Source organism: Mesobacillus sp. S13, assembly GCF_020422885.1.
Lineage (GTDB): Bacteria > Bacillota > Bacilli > Bacillales > Cytobacillaceae > Mesobacillus > Mesobacillus selenatarsenatis_A.
In genome coordinates, this window is the sequence record NZ_CP084622.1 from 2,878,079 (window position 1) to 2,898,813 (window position 20,735).

General features: G+C 42.6%; 18 protein-coding genes and 1 other annotated feature. Of the genes, 3 read left to right on the forward strand and 15 right to left on the reverse strand.

Annotated features, from left to right (window positions below):
- Window positions 1-74: 74 nt before the first annotated feature.
- The 3 genes from LGO15_RS14710 to LGO15_RS14720 form a co-directional block, all read right to left on the reverse strand.
- Complete coding sequence (locus tag LGO15_RS14710; protein ID WP_226087899.1) at window positions 75-1,715, reverse strand: AMP-binding protein; 1,641 nt, start codon at window positions 1,713-1,715, stop codon at window positions 75-77.
- A 159-nt stretch (window positions 1,716-1,874) separates the two neighbouring features.
- A complete protein-coding gene (locus tag LGO15_RS14715) occupies window positions 1,875-2,444 on the reverse strand; it encodes an FAD-dependent oxidoreductase (RefSeq protein WP_226085170.1) in 570 nt (189 codons plus the stop codon).
- Between the two features lie 363 nt (window positions 2,445-2,807).
- On the reverse strand, window positions 2,808-3,941 hold the full coding sequence (locus LGO15_RS14720) for an MBL fold metallo-hydrolase (protein ID WP_226085171.1): 1,134 nt from the start codon (window positions 3,939-3,941) through the stop codon (window positions 2,808-2,810).
- Between the two features lie 332 nt (window positions 3,942-4,273).
- On the opposite strand from LGO15_RS14720, the gene sda reads away from it, so the two are divergent.
- Together sda and LGO15_RS14730 are read left to right on the forward strand one after the other, a co-directional pair.
- Window positions 4,274-4,408, forward strand: a complete 135-nt coding sequence (sda, locus tag LGO15_RS14725; RefSeq protein WP_226085172.1) for a sporulation histidine kinase inhibitor Sda — start codon at window positions 4,274-4,276, stop codon at window positions 4,406-4,408.
- Between the two features lie 198 nt (window positions 4,409-4,606).
- Window positions 4,607-5,515 (forward strand): nuclease-related domain-containing protein, encoded by a 909-nt coding sequence (locus tag LGO15_RS14730; protein ID WP_226085173.1) that lies wholly within the window; start codon window positions 4,607-4,609, stop codon window positions 5,513-5,515.
- An 857-nt stretch (window positions 5,516-6,372) separates the two neighbouring features.
- Here LGO15_RS14730 and odhB read toward each other — a convergent pair.
- The 5 genes from odhB to LGO15_RS14755 form a co-directional block, all read right to left on the reverse strand.
- The gene (odhB, locus tag LGO15_RS14735; RefSeq protein WP_226085174.1) at window positions 6,373-7,683 is read right to left on the reverse strand and encodes a 2-oxoglutarate dehydrogenase complex dihydrolipoyllysine-residue succinyltransferase; all 1,311 of its coding nucleotides are present in this window, start codon (window positions 7,681-7,683) and stop codon (window positions 6,373-6,375) included.
- A complete protein-coding gene (sucA, locus tag LGO15_RS14740; RefSeq protein WP_226087900.1) occupies window positions 7,670-10,504 on the reverse strand; it encodes a 2-oxoglutarate dehydrogenase E1 component in 2,835 nt (944 codons plus the stop codon). Before sucA ends, odhB begins: the two co-directional genes overlap by 14 nt.
- A gap of 298 nt (window positions 10,505-10,802) precedes the next feature.
- The gene (locus LGO15_RS14745; RefSeq protein ID WP_167833667.1) at window positions 10,803-11,039 is read right to left on the reverse strand and encodes a hypothetical protein; all 237 of its coding nucleotides are present in this window, start codon (window positions 11,037-11,039) and stop codon (window positions 10,803-10,805) included.
- A gap of 174 nt (window positions 11,040-11,213) precedes the next feature.
- Window positions 11,214-12,272, reverse strand: a complete 1,059-nt coding sequence (gene mnmH / locus LGO15_RS14750) for a tRNA 2-selenouridine(34) synthase MnmH (protein WP_226085175.1) — start codon at window positions 12,270-12,272, stop codon at window positions 11,214-11,216.
- Window positions 12,273-12,414: 142 nt separating this feature from the next.
- Window positions 12,415-12,993, reverse strand: a complete 579-nt coding sequence (locus LGO15_RS14755) for a hypothetical protein (protein ID WP_226085176.1) — start codon at window positions 12,991-12,993, stop codon at window positions 12,415-12,417.
- 365 nt (window positions 12,994-13,358) lie between these two features.
- Between LGO15_RS14755 and LGO15_RS14760 the strand changes: the two genes are divergently transcribed.
- On the forward strand, window positions 13,359-13,958 hold the full coding sequence (locus LGO15_RS14760) for an SAM-dependent methyltransferase (RefSeq protein WP_226085177.1): 600 nt from the start codon (window positions 13,359-13,361) through the stop codon (window positions 13,956-13,958).
- A 58-nt stretch (window positions 13,959-14,016) separates the two neighbouring features.
- Here LGO15_RS14760 and trpA read toward each other — a convergent pair whose 3' ends face one another.
- Genes trpA through trpE form a run of 7 tightly spaced genes read right to left on the reverse strand, consistent with a single transcriptional unit; the run spans window position 14,017 to window position 20,400 of the window.
- Window positions 14,017-14,802, reverse strand: coding sequence for a tryptophan synthase subunit alpha (gene trpA, locus LGO15_RS14765; protein ID WP_413231351.1), 786 nt, complete (start codon window positions 14,800-14,802; stop codon window positions 14,017-14,019).
- Window positions 14,799-16,004 carry a tryptophan synthase subunit beta gene (gene trpB / locus LGO15_RS14770; protein ID WP_167833671.1) on the reverse strand — a complete coding sequence of 402 codons (1,206 nt, stop codon included), beginning with the start codon at window positions 16,002-16,004 and terminating at the stop codon, window positions 14,799-14,801. Before trpB ends, trpA begins: the two co-directional genes overlap by 4 nt.
- Before the next feature lie 15 nt (window positions 16,005-16,019).
- Entirely contained in the window at window positions 16,020-16,625 is a 606-nt protein-coding gene (locus LGO15_RS14775; protein ID WP_167833672.1) for a phosphoribosylanthranilate isomerase, read from the reverse strand.
- Complete coding sequence (trpC, locus tag LGO15_RS14780) at window positions 16,615-17,409, reverse strand: indole-3-glycerol phosphate synthase TrpC (RefSeq protein ID WP_167833673.1); 795 nt, start codon at window positions 17,407-17,409, stop codon at window positions 16,615-16,617. The genes LGO15_RS14775 and trpC overlap by 11 nt, the downstream gene beginning before the upstream one ends.
- A 1-nt stretch (window position 17,410) precedes the next feature.
- Window positions 17,411-18,436 (reverse strand): anthranilate phosphoribosyltransferase, encoded by a 1,026-nt coding sequence (gene trpD / locus LGO15_RS14785; RefSeq protein WP_226085178.1) that lies wholly within the window; start codon window positions 18,434-18,436, stop codon window positions 17,411-17,413.
- Complete coding sequence (locus tag LGO15_RS14790) at window positions 18,420-19,022, reverse strand: anthranilate synthase component II (protein ID WP_167833675.1); 603 nt, start codon at window positions 19,020-19,022, stop codon at window positions 18,420-18,422. Before LGO15_RS14790 ends, trpD begins: the two co-directional genes overlap by 17 nt.
- A complete protein-coding gene (trpE, locus tag LGO15_RS14795) occupies window positions 19,006-20,400 on the reverse strand; it encodes an anthranilate synthase component I (protein ID WP_226085179.1) in 1,395 nt (464 codons plus the stop codon). The genes LGO15_RS14790 and trpE overlap by 17 nt, the downstream gene beginning before the upstream one ends.
- 59 nt (window positions 20,401-20,459) lie before the next feature.
- Window positions 20,460-20,715: a binding site (T-box leader), on the reverse strand.
- Window positions 20,716-20,735 lie beyond the last annotated feature (20 nt).

Genomic DNA, 20,735 nt, shown 5'->3' on the forward strand with positions numbered 1-20,735 from the left:
AATTTTAGACATTTTGAACCTTACTGTATAGTTAAAAAGGAAAAGGATGGAATCCCTCGATTCCATCCTCTCTTTTATACGTTTTTCAACTCTTCCACAGCTTCCAAGGCCTGCTCTTTCAGCTTGAACTTCTGTATTTTACCTGATGCGGTCATTGGATAGCTATCCGTGAATTCGATATATCTTGGAATTTTATGTTTTGAAATTTTACCCTTGCAATATTCTTTGATTTCTTCCGCTGTGGCAGCTTCTCCATCCTTTAAAATGATCCAAGCCATGACTTCCTCGCCATATACGCTGTCTGGGATGCCTACTACCTGGACATCAAGGACTTTTGGATGTCTGTACAGGAATTCTTCGATTTCACGCGGATAAATGTTTTCCCCGCCCCTGATGATCATATCTTTTAATCTGCCCGTTACTCGGCAATAGCCGTTTTCATCCATTACTGCCAGATCCCCTGTATGAAGCCAGCCTTCGCCATCTATTGCTTCCCTTGTTGCGTCAGGATTTTTATAATACCCATCCATCACATGATAACCGCGAGTGCATAGTTCTCCCTGAACTCCTCTTGGAACTTCCTCCATCGTGCCTGGCTTGACAATCTTTACCTCAACCTCAGGAAGGGCTTTACCTACTGTTTCAACCCTCAATTCCAGTGGATCATTCGTCCTGGTTTGTGTGATAACCGGAGAGGATTCTGTTTGGCCGTAGGCAATTGTAATTTCTGTAGCGCCCATTTTCTCATTGACAGCTTTCATTACTTCAATTGGGCAATTCGATCCAGCCATGATACCGGTTCTCAAGGAGGACAGATCATATTTTCCGAAGTCCGGATCATTCAGCTCAGCGATGAACATCGTTGGAACTCCGTGAAGCGCAGTGCACTTTTCTTTTTCGACAGTCTCAAGAACTGCTTTTGGACTGAACTCCTGGACTGGCACCATCGTAGCACCCACAGTGGCACAAGCGAGCGTCCCCATCACACAGCCGAAGCAATGGAAAAATGGGACGGGGATACACAATCTATCTTGATCCGTAAGCTTCATTGCGGATGCGACATTATAGGCGTTATTGACAATATTGCTATGAGTCAGCATCACTCCCTTAGGAAATCCAGTCGTACCTGAAGTATACTGCATATTAATGACATCGCTCTGCTTCAGAGTGGCCATTTGCTCGTCGAGTTCCTCCTCTGTCACATCACCGGCCATATCCAGGATATCTTGCCAGCAGTACGTGCCCGGGAAACGCTTTTCTCCCATTACAATCACATTTTTCAAGTATGGCAGGGTACTGCTTTCAAGCTTGCCTGGCTCACTCGTTTTCAACTCTGGAACAATCTCGTAGACCATGTCAATATAAGAAGCATCTTTAAATTGCTCCATCAAAATGATTGTTGTGGAATCAGACTGTTTTAATAGATACTCCAATTCGGCAGTCCGGTAATTTGTATTGACCGTAACAAGGACTGCCCCCATCTTTCCTGTGGCAAACTGGGACACTACCCATTCCGGAGTATTAGAGGACCAGGCAGCAATATGCTCACCTTTCTTCACACCCAGCTTCATCAACCCTCTAGCAGCTTTGCGGCACAGCATGTTGAACTCCTTGTAATTCATCCTCAAGTCACGGTCCGCATAAACAACTGCTTCGTGCTCAGGATACTTTTTAGCTTGGACCTCCAATAACTCACCTACAGTGTATGGCAGCAGATTCTCCATTCAACCAACCTCCTAAATAAGTTAAATTATGTAAGCGTTTACTCTTAACTATAACACTCTAGTTTGAATATTCAATATTTTTAAAATACATTCCTTCCTTTTTACTAAAAAATATAATAAAAAAGCAGGGAACATTCCCTGCTTTCCCCATTACTTATCATGCCACATATAAGTATTTCCTGTTTCCTTTGACACAATCGAAATGCCGATTGAAGCGCCATGACCTGCGGCAATGACAGATTGACTTGAAAGACCCGCTAACAAGCTGGTGATATAAAGATTTGGGAGTTTCGTGGTTCCATCTTGATTCATTCCCAAAACCCTTTTAATCTTCCCGCTAGGTACCTTTTCATTTACCGCTAACTCAAAGCCAAGCTTTTCTAGCAATGAAGTTTGAAGGTTCGTGGCAATAACCACATACTTTGCAGCCAATTCTTTTCCATCTGTCATAATGACTGAATAGCCGTCCTCATTTTGGTCGATAGATTCTACTGTACCCTCGTACCATTCAGCCCCTGAAGCAAGTGCTTGTTCCTTCATGTTCTCCAGGAATTCTGAACCGGTAATTTCTTTTACTCCAGGATAATTAAATAACTTTGAAACCTGTTTGATTTGGGATTTCCCGGAATCAATGACTGCCGTCGACAACTCGCCCTGGGCAGTGTATATAGCAGCTGATCCACCTGAAATCCCGCCTCCAATTATTAGTACATCCAGCATGCGAAATTTCCCTCCTGAATCTGTAAAAGAGCATATGTATCCTCCCATTATTTACAGGGAGGTTATGTTTAGAACAACTTAGAAATCAAATAAATGACTCCTGCCAGGAGCCATACGTACGTGGCCGGTCATATAGGGGGAAAACCAGAGAATTTCCCTTTTTCCTCCTCACCTGTACGGTTTGGACCAATACCTCAGGATCCGCCTGCACAGTGGTTCGCTTTATTTTTTTCTTCTTCCAAAATTCTCACCTCACAAGCATTCATCAGACTTAAAAAGAGGAAAGCGGTGCTTTCCTCTTTGAATTTGGCTCTTTTCGTAACAAACGAAATCGATAATAAAAGCTAAAACAGCTTTGAATTTTTAATGTGTGTGATGTACAGCGCAGCGGTTAGGACCGATTTCCAGCTCCATTGCTTCTTCTGCAGTCACTTCTTTTACGCCGCGGTTGATCGCAACGATATCTTCAAAGTTTGGTGGTGTCTCACTTGATGCGGATTGTGCTACATGGTCGACAAACTCTTCAATGGTTTTGCCAGCCATGATTTCGTTTTGCTTACGGATCAAACCTAACTGGCTTCCAATGAAACCTTCCGCGTTCACTTCGTCATCAAAGGCAGCATAGTGTCCTGGCAACACAATAACGTCATCCGCGATTTGCGAAACTTTGCTATAAACTGTATCATACAGGTCTTTTGCCCACTCAGCAGCCTTTCCGCCAAGGTCAGGACGGCCAAGACCATTCACAAAAATAGTATCGCCTGAGAAAAGAAGTTTTTTGTTCACAAAGAAAGAAACACTTCCAGGGGTATGACCTGGTGTCTTTACAGCCAAAACTTCAAGAGTAATGTTCTCAAATTCAATTTTATCATGCTGCTCCAGAACTTCAAAGTCAAATACTGCTCCTTCACTCTTCATTAGGTAATACTTCGCGCCTGTGACTTCCGCCAGTTCCTTGCCGCCGGAAAGGTGATCAGCATGAAGGTGAGAATCCACGATGTGCGTGATTTTGACATTTTCGCTTTTAGCAATGTCAGTATAACGGTTCGTGAACCTGGATGGATCCACAACTAGCGCCTCGTTTTCAGATAGAACCATGTAAGAAAGGCAGCCTTTGCCAACGCGGATGAATTGAAGGACTTTGATTTTTTCATCCTTGTAAACCTCTACAGGATATAGGTATTCACTCCACGATTTCATTCCGCCAGAAAGATAAGACACGTCAAATCCAGCATCAGAAAGCATTTCGGCAACCATTACCGAAGATCCTTCCTTGGCACAAATCACCACGATGTCTTTATCCTTAGGAAGCTGATCAACCACTTCATCCACACCATCAATCAAATCAAAATAAGGGATGTTCAGATAGTCAATATTTTCCCCTTCAACCTTCCAGTCTTCAAAATCCTTTACATTCCTTACGTCAAAAATAAAAAACTCTTTTTTGTTTACAACCCAATCATTTAATTTTTCAGCAGTAATAGCTTGCATACCCATATTATAATTCCTCCCGTTGTAAAAAATGAATATGTTGAGTATCAAATCCCCACTTAATACCCTTATGGGTATATATTATATTTTTTCAAAAGTAAAATGCAAGCTTTTTTTGTTAAATAATGTGGCTATGGTGGTTTTGGTAGGGTTCCAATGATAAAAGACTAAAATATACTCGTCATTTCGAGGTTAAAGACCCCTTCCAAAACAAGAAAAAATTTCTTATAAAAATTCTTCATAATGGGTTTTCAAATCCTTAATAAACCTTTACAATGAATGAAACTATACAATATAGTTTGAAAATTCAATCCATTCTTACCCGAGGAGGAATGCAAATGAAAATTATGAGCAATGAACAGTTGGTGGTCTCGTATCGTGATGCATTAAAGTCGGAAAATGATAAAGAATGGGCAAAAATACTTAAAACAGAAATCTCCAAAAGAGGACTAAAACCATTTAAGAACCGGTAAACAGACATTTGTCGCCAGGTGACAAAGCCGCTTGCTGCCAGATTGGCAGTTGAGCGGTTTTTTTGTTCCTTCGTAAAAAGATCAACCACTTTGCTGCCACATTTGCGGTTGAGCCGATTTTTTAAAAAAGTTAACAAAAAATTCACAAAACTGAATCTGAGTATAGATTAAAATTAGCTTATAGAAAGGAAGTGGACCATGCTACTAAAAGCACGCACGGAGCCAATGGAATTAATCGCATTACGGAATTTAAACAAAAGAATGGAATTGTCTTCGCAGGATAAATTCCAGCTATGGACTATGGAAAAGGGTTTTACCGGTGAAGTACTCTTCGACCGAATGACCGAAAACCTCGCGGAAGAAAGGTATATTATCGACGATCTCCTTCTTAAAGTGAATAATTCTTATTTCCAGCTGGATAAAGTGATCATTGCCCAAGATGTAGTTTATCTTATCGATATAAAATATCACGAAGGCGATTACTATCTCGAGGGGGACAAATTATATTCAGTCCAAAAAGGAAGAGAGTACAAAAACCCCGTCATTCAGTTGACACGAAGTGAAACCCTGTTCCGGCAGCTGCTGCAAAACCTTAAGATGAATCACCTAGTCCGCGCCACCGTCGTCTTCAACAACCCTGAATTCACCCTCTACCAGGCCCCCATGGATCAACCTATCATTTTACCAACACAAATTAATCGGTTCCTATTAGGTTTAAATAACACTCCCTCCAAATTGGATGAAAGCCACAAAAAACTCGCCCAAACATTGCTTTCACTGCACCAGGTTAAAAATCCATTTTCCAATCTGCCTGTCTACAAGTATGAACAACTGGAAAAAGGGATGCATTGCCGGGCATGTGGGTCCTTGAATACCGAAATTGATCAATTCGACCTCGTTTGCGGAAAATGCGGCACACACGAAAGAATCGAAAAAGCAGTCGTGCGGCACATAGAGGAAATCAAAGTGCTGTTTCCAGAAAAGAAGATCACCACGCAAACCGTTTATGAGTGGTGTAATGGGAAGGTTAGTAGGAGGACATTTTTGAGGGTGTTGAAGAAGAATTATGTTTTAGTTGGAAAAACTAGCGATAGTTATTTTGAGTAAGCTAGTCTATTAAGGAGTTTTGTCTGTTAAACCTGTCGGTCGCTGATTAAGAAAAAGTGGTCGTACAGGTTTTCTTTTTACTGCTCAACTAAATGGTCCCTTCTTTTACAGCTTTTCCTTTTTCCTAGCAGACCTGTCTTTAGTTGGGTTTTCTTTTGACAGCTTTTCTGCTTTTCACGCTAAACCTGTCTTAAGTTGAGTCTTCTTTTGACAGCTTTTCCTCTTTTCACGGCAACCTGCCTTAAATTGGGCTTTCTTTTGACAGCTTTTCCTCTTTTCACGGCAAACCTGTCTTAAGTTGGGCTTTCTTTTGACAGCTTTTCTGCTTTTCACGCTAAACCTGTCTTAAGTTGGGCTTTTTTTTGACAGCTTTTCCTCTTTTCACGATAAACCTGTCTTAAGTTGGGCTTTCTTTTGACAACTTTTCTGCTTTTCATGCTAAATCTGTCTTAAGTTGGGCTTTCTTTTGACAGCTTTTCTGCTTTTCACGCTAAACCTGTCTTAAGTTAAGCTTTCTTTTGACAGCTTTTCTGCTTTTCACGGCAAACCTGTCTTAAGTTGGGCTTTCTTTTGACAGCTTTTCTGCTTTTCACGCTAAACCTGTCTTAAGTTAACTCTTCTTCTGACAGCTTTTCTGCTTTTCACGCTAAACCTGTCTTAAGTTAAGCTTTCTTTTGACAGCTTTTCTGCTTTTCACGCTAAACCTGTCTTAAGTTGGGCCTTCTTTTGACAGCTTTTCCTCTTTTCACGGCAAATCTGTCTTAAGTTGGGCTTTCTTTTGACAGCTTTTCTGCTCTCACGCTAAAACATGCCAAAATAAGCACTGCCGGTTAAATCTCCAGCAGTGCTCTGAATGGTTATCCCTGTAACAACAGTGATTCTGGGTCTTCCATCAATTCTTTGATTCGTTTGAGGAAGGTAACGGCTTCTTTTCCGTCGACAATTCTGTGGTCGTAGGATAATGCGATATACATCATCGGTCTGTTTTCCATTCGTTCTTTATCAATTGCTACGGGGCGCAGCTGAATGGTGTGCATACCCAGGATACCCACCTGTGGACCATTGATGATTGGTGTTGATAGCAATGATCCAAAGACTCCTCCGTTTGTGATTGTGAAACTGCCTCCTTGAAGATCCTTCAAGGATAGTTTGTTGGTGCGGGCCTTTTCAGCCAATTTGTTTATGTCATTTTCAATTTCGGCGAAGTTTTTTCTGTCTGCATCCCTGATAACTGGAACTACAAGTCCTTCATCCGCAGCGACAGCGACTCCAATGTCATAAAACTTCTTGAGCACAATTTCGTCTCCCTGGATTTCAGCATTCAGGTAAGGAGTTTTCTTCAATGCTGCTACAACCGCTTTTGTGAAGAAGGACATAAAGCCTAAACGAACATCATTCTCTTCATAGAAACGATCTTTCCATTTTTTCCTTAATTCCATAACGGCTGTCATATCGACTTCATTGAAAGTCGTAAGCATCGCCGCTGTCTGTTGGACTTCAACCAGCCTGTTGGCAATCGTCTGACGTCTGCGTGACATTTTGATACGCTCCACCCGGCCGTCATCCTTTGAGTTTCCATCAGGAGCAGCCTTTGGCGCAGCCGTTTTTTCAGCAGCAGGTTTTTGAGTTGTTTTCTCACCGGCTGGCTTTTGAGTTTCTGGAGTATATGACTCCACATCCTGTTTTCGGACTCGGCCAAGCGGATCCTGAGAGATTACCTTGTTCAAGTCGATGCCTTTTTCCCTGGCCAGCTTTCTTGCAGCAGGTGACGCAATGATTCGATCCGCTCCTCCCTCAGCAGCAGTCGGCTCATCAGATGCGCTGGTTTCAGCGGCTCCAGCGCTTCCAGAACCTCCTGCAGTCTCATCTGGCGACTCGGCTTCTCTACCTGCGTTAGCTTCTGCAAAATCGTTCCCTGCATTAGCTCCACCTTGTTGATCGCCAACTATTGCGATGGCTTCCCCTACCTTCACTGTATCTCCTTCTTCTGCGAGTAGCTCCGTGAGAACTCCATCATAGTCCGAGATGATTTCAACATTTACTTTATCTGTCTCCAGTTCAACGACATATTCGCCTTTCGCCACTTGATCACCCTTTTTTTTCAGCCACTGGGCGATCGTTCCTTCTGTGATTGATTCGGCCAATTCAGGAACTTTAATCTCTGCCATTTCCATTTCCTCCTCCATTTGTCCTTGTCAGTGCATCATTTACGATTCTTGCCTGCTCCAACTTGTGGATGTTTGGATCTCCCTCTGCAGGGCTTGAACGTCTTCTTCTGCCAATATAGGAAGATTCCAGCCCATTCGGTGCTGCTTCATTGATTCTCGGCTCAACAAATGTCCATGCACCCATATTCTTTGGTTCTTCCTGGACCCAGACGATTTCTTTTAGATTAGGATAACGACCTAACATCTCTTTTAATCGTTCAAGCGGGAATGGATAGATTTCCTCGATTCTCAATACATGCAGCCATCCATGCTCTTCTGGTTGAATTTTTTCAGCGATATCTATGCTCACTTTTCCGGTGCAAAGTACTACGCGTTCCACTTTTTCCGGCTGGCCTCCAAGTCCTGGCTGCTCAATGATCGGCTTGAAGCTGCCTTCTGCCAATTGCTGTGGATCCGCAGCAACCGTAGGATTTCTCAGTAGGCTCTTAGGTGTCATCAACACGAGCGGTCGTACAGCTTCCTGTTTTAAAATCGCCGCCTGTCTTCTTAGGATATGGAAATATTGCGCCGCAGAAGAAAGGTTTGCTACTGTCCAGTTATTTTCGGCTGCGAGCGTTAAAAATCTTTCCACTCTTCCGCTAGAATGTTCTGGTCCCTGTCCTTCGTACCCGTGAGGCAAAAGCATGACGAGACCTGATTTTTGTCCCCACTTCGCTCTCCCAGCCGCTACAAATTGATCGAACAAAACCTGGGCAGCGTTCGCGAAATCACCATACTGTGCTTCCCAAAGGACTAAGGTCTCTGGGGCGAACACATTGTACCCATATTCAAAGCCTACTACCGCAGCTTCAGAAAGCGGGCTGTTATGAATCGAGAATGATGCTTTCGCCTCAGGCAACACATGGAGAGGTGAAAATTGCTTACCGGTTTCACTGTCATGTAGTACCAGGTTTCTTTGGGCGAAGGTTCCTCTCTCAGAATCCTGTCCAGTCAGTCTGACCGGCGTGCCATCCATTATTATGGAAGCATATGCTAAAGTTTCAGCCAGTCCCCAGTCGATTTTGCCGTTATCAGAAAATGCATCCTTTCTCCTTTTTAGGATTTTTTCGAGCTTATTGAAGACATTGAACCCTTCTGGCCATTCAAGTAGATCACTATTTATTTTCCTTAATACATCGATTGGCACCCCAGTTTCGATTTGCGGAATTCCCATTTCCACTACTTCCGGTATTTCAGGTTCGTTCTTAACTTCTTTTTCCTTATTTGGGACCTTTTCGTAGGCCTCTGTCAGTCTGTTTGAGACTCTTTCCTCAATCTGAGTCCGTGTCTCTTCTGACATAGAACCTTGGTCTACAAGCATATTTCCATAGATTTTCTTCACAGTCGGATGTTTGTGGACCAGCACATACATTTCTGGATTCGTTGTCATTGGTTCATCCATTTCGTTATGGCCAAAACGTCGGTACCCAATAAGGTCAATCAAGAAATCCTTACCGAAGGTCTTTCTGTACTCAAACGCGAGCCTAGCAGCCATCAAGCATGCCTCTGGGTCATCGGCATTGACATGGATAATCGGAATTTCATATCCTTTCGCCAGGTCACTGGCATAACGAGTGGACCGTGAATCCATTGATTCAGTTGTGAAGCCGATTGTGTTGTTTGCGATGACATGGATCGTTCCACCTGTTTTATATCCATGTAGACGACTCAAATTTAACGTTTCAGCTACGATACCCTGCCCCGGGAATGCAGCATCACCATGGATCAGGATAGCCATCGCTTTAACCGGATCATATTTCGCATATCCTGGTTCATTCCTGTCATCCTGGGCAGCACGGGTGAATCCTTCAACCACTGCACCGGCAAATTCGAGGTGGCTAGGGTTATTAGCCAGTGTCAGTCTCGCATTGGCAGTAGTATCCGACTTGATTTTCCGGTCAAGTCCAAGGTGATATTTCACATCGCCCGTCCAGCCGAAGTTAATGCCGATTGAACCTTCTGAAGGTACAAGTTCTTTGTTTGGTGCATGCTGGAATTCAGCAAAGATCATTTCATACGGTTTGCCTAGAACATGGGCAAGGACATTGAGCCTCCCCCTGTGGGCCATTCCAATGTTAATCGTTTCAACACCATTATTCACTGCACCAGAGATGACTTCATCAAGAAGCGGAACCATGGAATCTAAGCCCTCGATTGAAAACCTTTTTTGCCCGACAAAAGTTCTGTGCAGGTATTTTTCAAAGTTCTCGACCTCTGTAAGACGTTCATACAAGCTGATCTTTCTTTTTTTATCCATTTTAGGGATCAATTCACCTGTCTCAACCTTTTGCCTTAGCCACTCTTTTTCAGCCATTTCATTTACGTGTTCAAATTCATATGCAATCGTATCTGAGTAGACCTTTTTTAGAAATTGAAAAGCCTCTTTTCCATTCCTTATAGAAGAAGGGGCGCTTGGGCATACGAGGTCGACCGGAATATCCGTCAAATCGGCGTCAGTCAATCCCCATTTCTCATAGTCCTCAAGCTGAGGATCCTTGCTTCCACCTTGCAATGGATAAATATTTGCAGATAAATGGCCGTAGGACCGAATATAGTCCGCATATCTTAATGCAGCTGCGATTTTCGCAGGAGATCCTGCTGGTTTACCTGCAGCTGCTTCTGATCCATTCCTAATTTCAGATTCGTTAGTTTGAAGATTGGAGTTCTGTTCAAAATACTCCCTGATGTCAGCATCAACGGAATCTGGATCTTGAAGGAACATCTCATATAACTCTTCGACATACCCCTGATTTGGCCCATGAAATCCTGGCCATTTTGCCATGCTTCCCGAAACTGGCTTTTTCACAAAAAAACCCCCTTGCCAATTCTAATAATCACTAATTATCTGTTACCCTGTCGTGCTCACTTTTAACTGTCAATTCAAAGAATAATATTATAATTCAGATATCAAACGTTTACATTAATATATTAACATGATATTTTCTTTTAACCAAAGGTTTTGACTATCAATATAGTGTTAATTCCTTCACAACATTTATTATTTCAATAAAATTCTTTCTTGTAAAAAAGGACAACAAAAAAACCGGTTAAACCGGTTTTGAAAATTGATTACTTATCATCTATAAATTCATCAAAGTAGCATACATGTTTTTGGGTGCAAAAAGATTATTTCTCTTTTCAATCTGACTAGGCTCAATCATTTCACTATGTTCTACAGGCATTTCAATATGGCCGCATGTGATGCATTTTTGAAACCTTGTTCCTGCTGTGAAAATGTCTACTCCATCATTGGTAGTGAATCCAACATGTTCCTCGTGCAATGAAAAACGGTGGTGGCAATTTTTCGATTCGCGCATATTCATCCTCCTGTTTGAAGTGTTCCACACTCTAATTATATATCAAATATTCAGAATTTTGCGTGGTGATTCAAGCCTTCAGAAGCAAAATAATTTAAACTGGATCTTTTGTCAAAAGAAAAAGGGAAAGCAACTTCATGCCTTCCCTTCTTAATTACCTTTTTATATCGATCTTTAAACCGCTGTTAAGCCAGAAAGTGTTTTCTTTATCTCTTTTTCAATATTTTTGATGACGTTTGGGTCGTCTGCATCAATTTCTGTAAAAGGCCCCTTATATTCAAGTAATGCATGGTTGTAACGTGGATCATAATAATGGACAAGCAAAATCTCAATCAGATTTTTATAATTTTTTTCTTCCAGAGCAATCGCCAGGGATGGTGAAATTTCATGATTAATGCGCCTGATCAACTTTGTTACCTTCTCCGCAACTTCTTCTTCGAACCAGGCTTGTCCAATAAATGGATGGACATATTCATTGTAAATCCGATCGACCCTCTCAGGTATGGAGCTTTTCACCAGGTAATGGATTCCGTTCAACTTCTTCCGGAGCATCTCCTCAGGCTGTGCTGCCCGGCCGATTCTTTTGCTCTCCGCTTCGATGATAAAGTAAGTGGAACCTTTAATCTCATTTAGCCTATCGAACAATAAAGCGTCAAAGGTTTTTTGATTGTGCGCCTCTCCCTTGCCAATCATGCCAAAAATAGACCCTCTATGGTTTGCCATTTTTTCGAGATCGACAACAGGGTATCCCTTTTCCTGAAGAGCCTGCAATAAATCCGTTTTGCCGGTTCCAGTCATTCCATGCAAGACAATAGCCTTTTCGGGCAGCAGCTGGGGAATTCTTTCTAAAATGTATTCCCTGTAAGCTTTATATCCGCCAGCCAGCCGCAATGCGGGTATACCTGCGTAATCAAGGAAGGAGGCTACAGACCTGCTTCGCATCCCGCCTCTCCAACAATGGATCACTGGTTCAGCACCTGTCATTTTAAGGTCCTTTATCTCACCCAGCAAGTGTGGGAGCTTCGGAGAAACGATCTCCATGGCCCTCCATTTAGCTACTTCTTCACCGGAACGCTTAAAAATAGTGCCAATTTCTTCTCTTTCCTCATCAGTGAATAATGGTATATTGACCGATCCGGGTATTGCCGAATCACGATGCTCGATTGGCGCCCTTACATCGACTGGTATGAATTCTTTTGAGTTGATTAATTCTTGTACTGATATATCTTTCATTTCTCGATTGACCTCCATGGTCGCATGTTTGAAACTACATCTCTATATTGTACCTAAAAAACGCTAAGTTTTCACCATTATAACCTTAAATCAACTGAATCCTATCATATTTTAAAAAGAAAAAACTGCAGAAGCTCTGCAGTTAACATGAAAATCTTTTGCCCACGAGTATGCTGACAGCCTGGCAGAATTCTTTCCAGTCCTTTGGAAAAGAATCGAGCCCTCTGCTCTCATAGGTCCTCCCTTTTGTTTTTAACGTTACTGACCAGCTGGTACCATCTACTACGATGCCGTCTGTTTGATAATCTTCTTCCCACTCCCATACCTTCAAAGGATACAGCTTCTTTTTAAAATCCTCGACACTTCCAAATGTCCCTAATTGAAGGTGCTGAGAGGCTTTTGAATCAAGATTCCATTCGAAGTACGTGAAGTTGTTCCTTTTAAAATCTATCCTCACCCTCATTTCAGGACCTGGATATCCATGTAGAACAACCGTCATTAGGACGGGTTCTTTATCAGGTCTTATTGAAACGATATCATCTTTTATCAGAAATAATTCTTTGTTGCTGCTTACAAGGGTTTTTATATAGGAAGGTTCTATTAGATCCTGTTTATTGCTAATAAGGCTTTTACTTTGTTCACTCATTTCCTGGCAAATCACTGGTATCGTCGCATTTCCCTTTTTCCCTAAGATGTCGAGAATCGCTTCATACATTTTCATCTCGTTCAACGTCCTTTATTGAAACTGATTAATTCGTAATTTTAAAAATAATGTTCGAAATGTTTATCTAAAGTATAAACAACAAAGATTGCATTGTACTGTAACAAATCGCACGCTTTTACTAAAAAAACAGTTATTAAATCTGACAAATTCAGTCATTTATTTCGCAGGCCGCTCATTTAATGTAGGTTATTGTCTTTTCGTGCGCTTTCCCGAGAAATAATTTTCAGAATAGACTGTCTATATTCCCCGAAGTCACACCACATTTGATTAGTATCAGGACAAAGAAGTTTAAAAATAGAGGATTACTGGTATAAAAGAAAAACCAGGATTTATTCTGTGTAAAAAAACCAGGAGTGACGAATATGATCGATTCAATGGCGAAACAGTTCGAGAAGCCAAAAGGCATACTTGGAAAGCTTGCAGGAACTATCATGTATTTTGAGAACAGGAAAATAAATAAATGGAGCATTAACAAACTTCGATTGAATAAATTTGATAAAATCCTAGAAATTGGCTTCGGTCCGGGGTACGGCATCAAGACTATAATGTCAAATTACCGCGGAATTGAAATGGACGGTATTGACTTATCTCCCAAAATGAAGGAGGAAGCAACAAAGAGGAATAAAGAATGGATTGATACAGGGAAAGTTCATTTGACTGTAGGCGATGTTGTCGACTTCAAACCCGACCATCAATACAATAAGATGATCTCTGTAAACAATTATCCACTTTGGGACCAGCCGCTGACTTCCTTAAGGCATCTATTTCAATTGTTGAAACAAGGAGGGAGAATCGTCCTAACTGTACAGCCTCGCGAAGAAGGGTCGACTGCAAATACAGCCAAGCAGTTGGGAGACCGTATGAGTAAAGATTTACTTAATGCAGGATTCAAAAACCCTGAAGTCTCCTACCTTGACGTAAGACCTGTACTCACAGTTTGTGTCACCGCAGAAAAGATATAGCCGCTGCTTGATGGCAGCGGCGGCTATTTTTTTGGCGGTTTTTAACGGCCACCGATAATCACTTGTAAGTTTGCAGGCCAACCTCTTCAACGGTTGAAATAAGCTGTTTTATTCCAGCTAAATCATTCTGTGTAAATAAATCAATTATTTTACTTCCCACGATTACTCCATCACAATGCTCGCATACTTCTCTTACTTGTTCTGCGCTCGATACCCCGAACCCTGCCAATACCGGAACTTTACTGGAACTTTTTACCATACTCAGAAAACCGGCAAGTTCCTTGCTGAAATTGTTACGTGCACCCGTGATTCCTGTTACGGTAACAGCATAAATGAAGCCTGTTGACATGGATCCGATTTCTCTTATTCTCTCAACTGGTGTTGTAAGCGTCACTAGCCTGATCAGAGTGATTCCCTTCAACTCAAACGCTGGGAAAATGAACTCTTCCTCCTCAATCGGAACATCAGGAATGATACAGCCTGAAATACCAGACTCCGCAGCATCCGCAGCAAACTTTTCAATCCCATATGCTACAATCGGATTCAAATAGGTCATCAGAATAAGTGGGATTGAGACTTTAGTTTTGAAGGTTTGAATAGTCTCGAGTACCTTCCGCAATGTCGTCCCATTTCCAAGCGCACGGATGCCAGCTTTCTGGATAGTAGGTCCATCCGCAACCGGATCAGAAAATGGGATGCCAATTTCTATGGCATCAGCACCACATTCCTGTAAATACAGAAGCTTTTCTTCCAGAGTCTCTAGTCCGCCATCCCCAGCCATAATATAAGGAATAAATGCTTTTTTCCCTTTCTCAGTAAGAGCTTTTTGAATGTTAACCATCATTTCAGTCCTCCCATTCTGTCCTTTATTGTCTGTACATCCTTATCACCACGGCCAGATAGGCAGACGACAATACTTTCAGTTTTACTCATCCCAGCGGCTAGCTTGACTGCATAAGCAATGGCATGGGCACTTTCTAAAGCAGGAATGATGCCTTCTGTTTTTGAGAGCAGCTGAAAGGCATGAAGTGCTTCATCATCCGTCACCGATTCATATGTGATTCTATTAAGGTCATGCAAATAACTATGTTCAGGGCCAATGCCAGGGTAATCCAAGCCAGCTGAAATCGAGTGTGCTTCCTGTATTTGTCCATCCCCATCCTGGAGAAGGTACATCATCGCGCCATGCAGCACTCCAGGTTTCCCTTTAGACAATGATGCTGCATGCTTGCCAGTCTCCAGGCCCAGTCCCGCTGCTTCAACTCCATAAATAGATACGCTTTGATCATCGATGAACGGGTAAAACAGACCAATTGAATTGCTGCCCCCTCCAATACAAGCAACCAGAGCATCGGGGAGTTTTCCTTCCTTTTCGAAAAATTGCTGTTTTGTTTCTTTGCCGATGACACTTTGAAAATCACGGACCATTTTCGGGAAGGGGTGAGGACCCATGACAGATCCAAGGATATAATGAGTATCAACGACGTTTGTAACCCAGTAGCGAAGAGCTTCATTGACCGCGTCCTTCAATGTTCCGCTTCCGGAATCCACGCTGATTACTTTAGCACCAAGAAGTTCCATCCTAAAAACATTTAATTGCTGACGCCTGATATCCTCCTTGCCCATGAAAATCACACATTCCAAATTCAGCAGGGCACAAACTGTGGCAGTAGCAACTCCATGCTGGCCCGCGCCTGTCTCCGCAACGATCTTCCGTTTGCCCATCCTGACTGCAAGCAGGGCCTGACCGACAGTATTGTTGATTTTGTGGGCACCTGTATGGTTGAGGTCCTCCCGCTTAAGGTAGATTTTTGCTCCACCGGCATGCTCAGTGAGATTTCCTGCCAGGTATAATGGCGTTTCCCTGCCAACGTAATCTTTCATTAATTTTTGCAATTCGCTATGGAACTCCTCGTCTTCCAGAGCTCTGTTGTATTCCTTCTCCAATTCCAGTACCGCCTGCATCAATGTTTCTGGTACGAATCTGCCTCCATATTGTCCGAAATGCCCTTTTTCGTCAGGTAAATTATAAGTTATTGAACTCATTCTGCTCTTCCTCCCTCAATTTTGTTTTGCGTTTTGGATAAAGCCTTTTATTTTCACTGGATCCTTTTCTCCGTTTGTTTCGACCCCGCTGCTGACATCAACCATCAATGGGTTGACCTTGGTGATTGCTTTGCTAACATTTATAGAATCCAACCCACCTGCCAGGATGACGGTTTTGTTTGACTTTCCTATTGCATTTGCCAGATCCCAATCAAAACTTGAACCGTTTCCTCCCCGGTATACAGTAGGAGGACTGTCAAGAAGGATATAATCTGCTGCTATATCTGAAATTCCCTCCAGGTCTCCCGGTGCCTTAACCGAAACAGCCTTTATTAACGGCAGCCCAATTGCTTGATAGGCATCCGGATCCTCATCACCATGAAGTTGAATATGTGTAAGGGCGGCAGTTTCGGCGATTTGTTTTATTGTTGCTGCATCCTCGTTTACAAAAACTCCTACCTTCCAAACATGTGCGGGTACGTTCGCGATAATCTGCTGTGCCTTCAGGACTGATATTTGCCGTTTACTTTCTGCAAATACAAATCCAAGAGCATCAGCACCGTATTCAACAGCTTGACAAGCTGCTTCAACCGTCTTAATGCCGCAAATCTTAACCTTCATACTGTTCACCTACAACCGGAACAGTGAACTCGCTGAATGTATTTTGGAGATCTGATGAAGTCATAAAAGTTTCTCCTATCAATACTCCGCAGGCACCTGCAGCTGCTGCACGAACTATGTCGTCCCTTGTTTTCATACCGCTTTCGCTGATCAGCATGGCACCTGCTTTTTTGACAAGAGGTCCTAGTCTTTCGGTGTTTTCCAGATTAACCTCGAATGACTTCAAATTTCGATTGTTGATTCCTATGATTTCAGCTTTTATCTGGAGTGCCTTTTCCAGATCTGTTTCGTCATGGATTTCAACGAGGCACTCTAGTCCTTTTTCAGAGGCATACTCGTATAGCTCTGAAAGTTTTTCCAGGGGCAATGCAGATGCGATGAGCAAAATGACATCTGCTCCTGCAGAACGGGCCTTGTCTATTTGAATTTGATCAACGATAAAATCCTTGCACAGAATTGGGAGGTCAACTGCTTCTCTTACTTTCGTCAAATCCGTAAAAGTTCCTTTAAAGCCTTTTTCATCGGTTAATACCGATATAGCCGATGCACCTGCTCTGGCATAAAGTACTGCCTGCTGTGCAGGATCCAAAGAAAGATTGATATCTCCTTTCGATGGTGAAGCCCTCTTGAATTCTGAAATGATCGCGACATTGTTTGCCTCTCTTAAGGCTTTTAGCAGCGACCGGGGCTTCGAAGAAGTTTCAGGCATTTCCCTGGCTGACTTCCTCAGCTCTTCCACCTCGACTTTTTTTCTTTCTATGATTGAATCAAGTATTGTTCCCATCTCATCCTACCGCCTTTTTGTTTTGATTGCTGATGCTGATTAAATTCTCCAGCTTGGATAATGCCCTGCCAGTATCGATGCTTTCCGCTGCCAGATTCACTCCCTGCAAGATCGATTCCGCCTTCCCGGCGGTATAAATTCCAAGACCAGCGTTCAGCAGAACGGTATCTCGGTGTGCGCCTTTTTTCCCTTGAAGGACTTGGAGCAATATGTCCGCGTTATCGCGTGCATCTCCACCCGTGATACTGGTATTATCGTATACTGGCAAGTTCACCTCTTCAGGGCTAAGTGTGATTCGCTTGATATTCCCTTCAGAAACGAGGACCATTTCGTTCTCACCAGCAAGAGAGGCTTCATCCATTCCACCAGCTCCATTAATGACGACGGCCCGCTTCCTGTTCAGATTTGCCAGCACAAGAGCAAACTTGTCGAGCAAATCCCTGCGGTATATCCCTAGCAATTGGTAATCAAGTTGAACTGGATTTGTCAGAGGGCCTATTAAATTGAAGATGGTCGGGATCTTCAAATCCCTTCTCACCTTCATGATTTGTTTTAATTTTGGATGGACATGAGGTGCAAATAAAAATGCAATTCCATTTTGTTCAAGAATTTCTTCTGTCGCTTCCGGAGTGAGGTCAAGACTGACACCAAGCACCTCGAGGACATCTGCACTTCCGGTCTTACTAGATACGCTTCTGTTGCCATGCTTCGCAACCGTAATACCGGCCCCTGCAATGACAAAGGCAGAAGTAGTGCTAATGTTGAAGCTTTTGGATCCATCACCTCCTGTTCCGCAATTATCCAGAACATTCGGTATATTTTTCGTAAAGTTCAGCGCATGTTTTCTGATTGCTTTTACCAAACCAGAAACTTCCTCGGCGCTTTCTCCTTTTGACTTAAGTCCAGTCAAGAATGATGCGATTTCAGCATCTGTTGTATCCTGTTTGAAAATTTCCTGGACCGCTTCTTCCATTTCCTGCTCCATCAGTGATTTTCCTTCGACCAGCATTTCAAGATAATGTTTCATAAGTTAAAATCCCCTCTCTGATTTCGGTAAGAAAATTCGATAACAGCTGCTTTCCACACTTCGTGCCAATTGATTCTGGGTGAAACTGAAGTCCGTATAAAGGAAATTGTTTATGCTTGATTGCCATGATTTCCTCGTCATCAACCGCTTCAGCCAGCACCTCAAAATCTTCATTCAGCGTCATCCGATCAATCACTAAAGAGTGATATCGCATAACTTCGGGATGTTTCTCCAGCTCAACCATTAGTGAAGTACCTGTATGTCGGATCTTGGATTCCTTTCCATGCCTTATTTTTCCAGATTTGATGATCGAACTGCCAAATGCATGGGCTATCGCCTGATGGCCAAGACATATACCCAAAATTGGGATAGATTGCGCTAATTCTTGGACAAGCTCGACACAGACCCCGGCTAGTTCTGGCCTTCCAGGACCCGGAGAAAGGACGATAGCTTCAGGATTCATTTGTAAGATCTCTTGAACCGTTATTTTATCGTTCCGAATCGTTTTCACTTCAGCTCCAAGTTCGCTGAGATACTGGTAAAGGTTATAGGTAAATGAATCGTAATTATCAATCAGCAGAATCATTGGCTGCCTCCCTTAATGCTTTTAATTTATGGTTGGTTTCGTCGAACTCCTTTGAAGGATCAGAGTCATATACAATTCCGGCACCTGCCTGAAGATATCCTTTCCCATCCTTGACAACCAATGTCCTGATCGCGAGGGCAAAATCCATGCTTCCACAAGCAGAGAAGTAACCGACTGCTCCTGAATAAACCCCTCTTTTTTCCGCTTCAAGCTCATTGATGATTTGCATCGCCCGGATTTTCGGGGCTCCGGACACTGTTCCAGCAGGCAGACAGGCCGCCAATCCGTCAATCGGATGGGCATCAGCCAAGAGCATTCCGCTCACCTCTGATACGAGATGCATGACAAACTGATACCTCTCAACAGCCAGGAATTTATCAACCTTTACTGTGCCAATATCACAGATCCTACCTAGATCGTTCCTTGACAGGTCGACGAGCATCTTGTGTTCGGCCAATTCCTTTTCATCCTTAGTTAATTCCAATTCCAGTTTTATGTCTTCGTCAGCTGTTTTACCTCTTGGCCTTGTTCCTGCAATCGGATTTGTAATCATCGTTCCATCCCTGTACTTCACAAGACTTTCAGGAGATGTTCCGGCAACAACATAGTCATCAAAATCAATGAAGTACATATATGGCGAAGGATTTTCCACTCGCAGCTTTCGATAGAACGAAAAGGGATCCCCTTCTGCATCCGCTGAAAGCCTTCTTGATAGGACTACCTGAAAGATTTCTCCATCTTCGATCAGGCACTTTGCGATCCTGACCGATTTTTCGAACTCCTCCCTGTTTTGCGATGATTTAAAATCTGATAATGAAAATCGACTAATAGGTTGTTTTTTGACTGACAAACTAAGTTCTACTTTACGTTCCCTTATTTTCTTTACAAGACCTTCATGGCTGTAACCTGGAAAGGGAATGCCAATCAGGTTGACCTTTTGTTTAAGATGATCAAATACGATGACTTCATTGAAGAACATCAAATGCGCTTCTGGCATTTTGAGCTGATCTTCCTTGAGCGGCCCAATTTCTTCATATTCACGGATGAAGTCATAACTTACAAAACCTACCCCTCCTCCTATAAAAGGAATATCCAGCCTTTGTTCTATTTTAGGAAGCATTTTTTTAAGCGCCTCAGAAAATGAGTCAGTTAATCGATCCTTAACTCCATTCCTTACCAGATACGTCTCGCCTTTTTCATTTAAAAGCTCGAAGATTGGATCACAACCGATAAAAGAAAATCGCCCTGAGTCATTATGCTTATGAGAACTTTCCAGAAGGAATTTTTTCTTTCCGGAAATCAATTGAAATACAGATATTGGAGTTAATGTATCTCCCTCAATTTCCTCAATCACTACATCTGCTGCTTTTACATTCATGTGAATCCTCCTTAAAAAAAATAAAAAAGTCCCCTATACATGCACAAAGATTGTGCTGTATAGAGGACGATTACGATTGGACCGCGGTGCCACCTCAAATTGGAGCTTTAGGGCTCCCTCTCTTCAGGTACAGGAAAATAAAAGAAGCTTTCGATATACCCTATCCTTATAACGGAGGAATCCGGGCAGCCCTACTGTACTTTCAGGCTGCCTCTCACAAGGCCATTCAGCAAGTACTTCTGTACCGGTTCACACCATACCCGGCTCTCTGCAACGGAAATCATCTTGCTTACTCTTCTTGCTCATCGAGTTTACATAATATTATTATTTTTAAT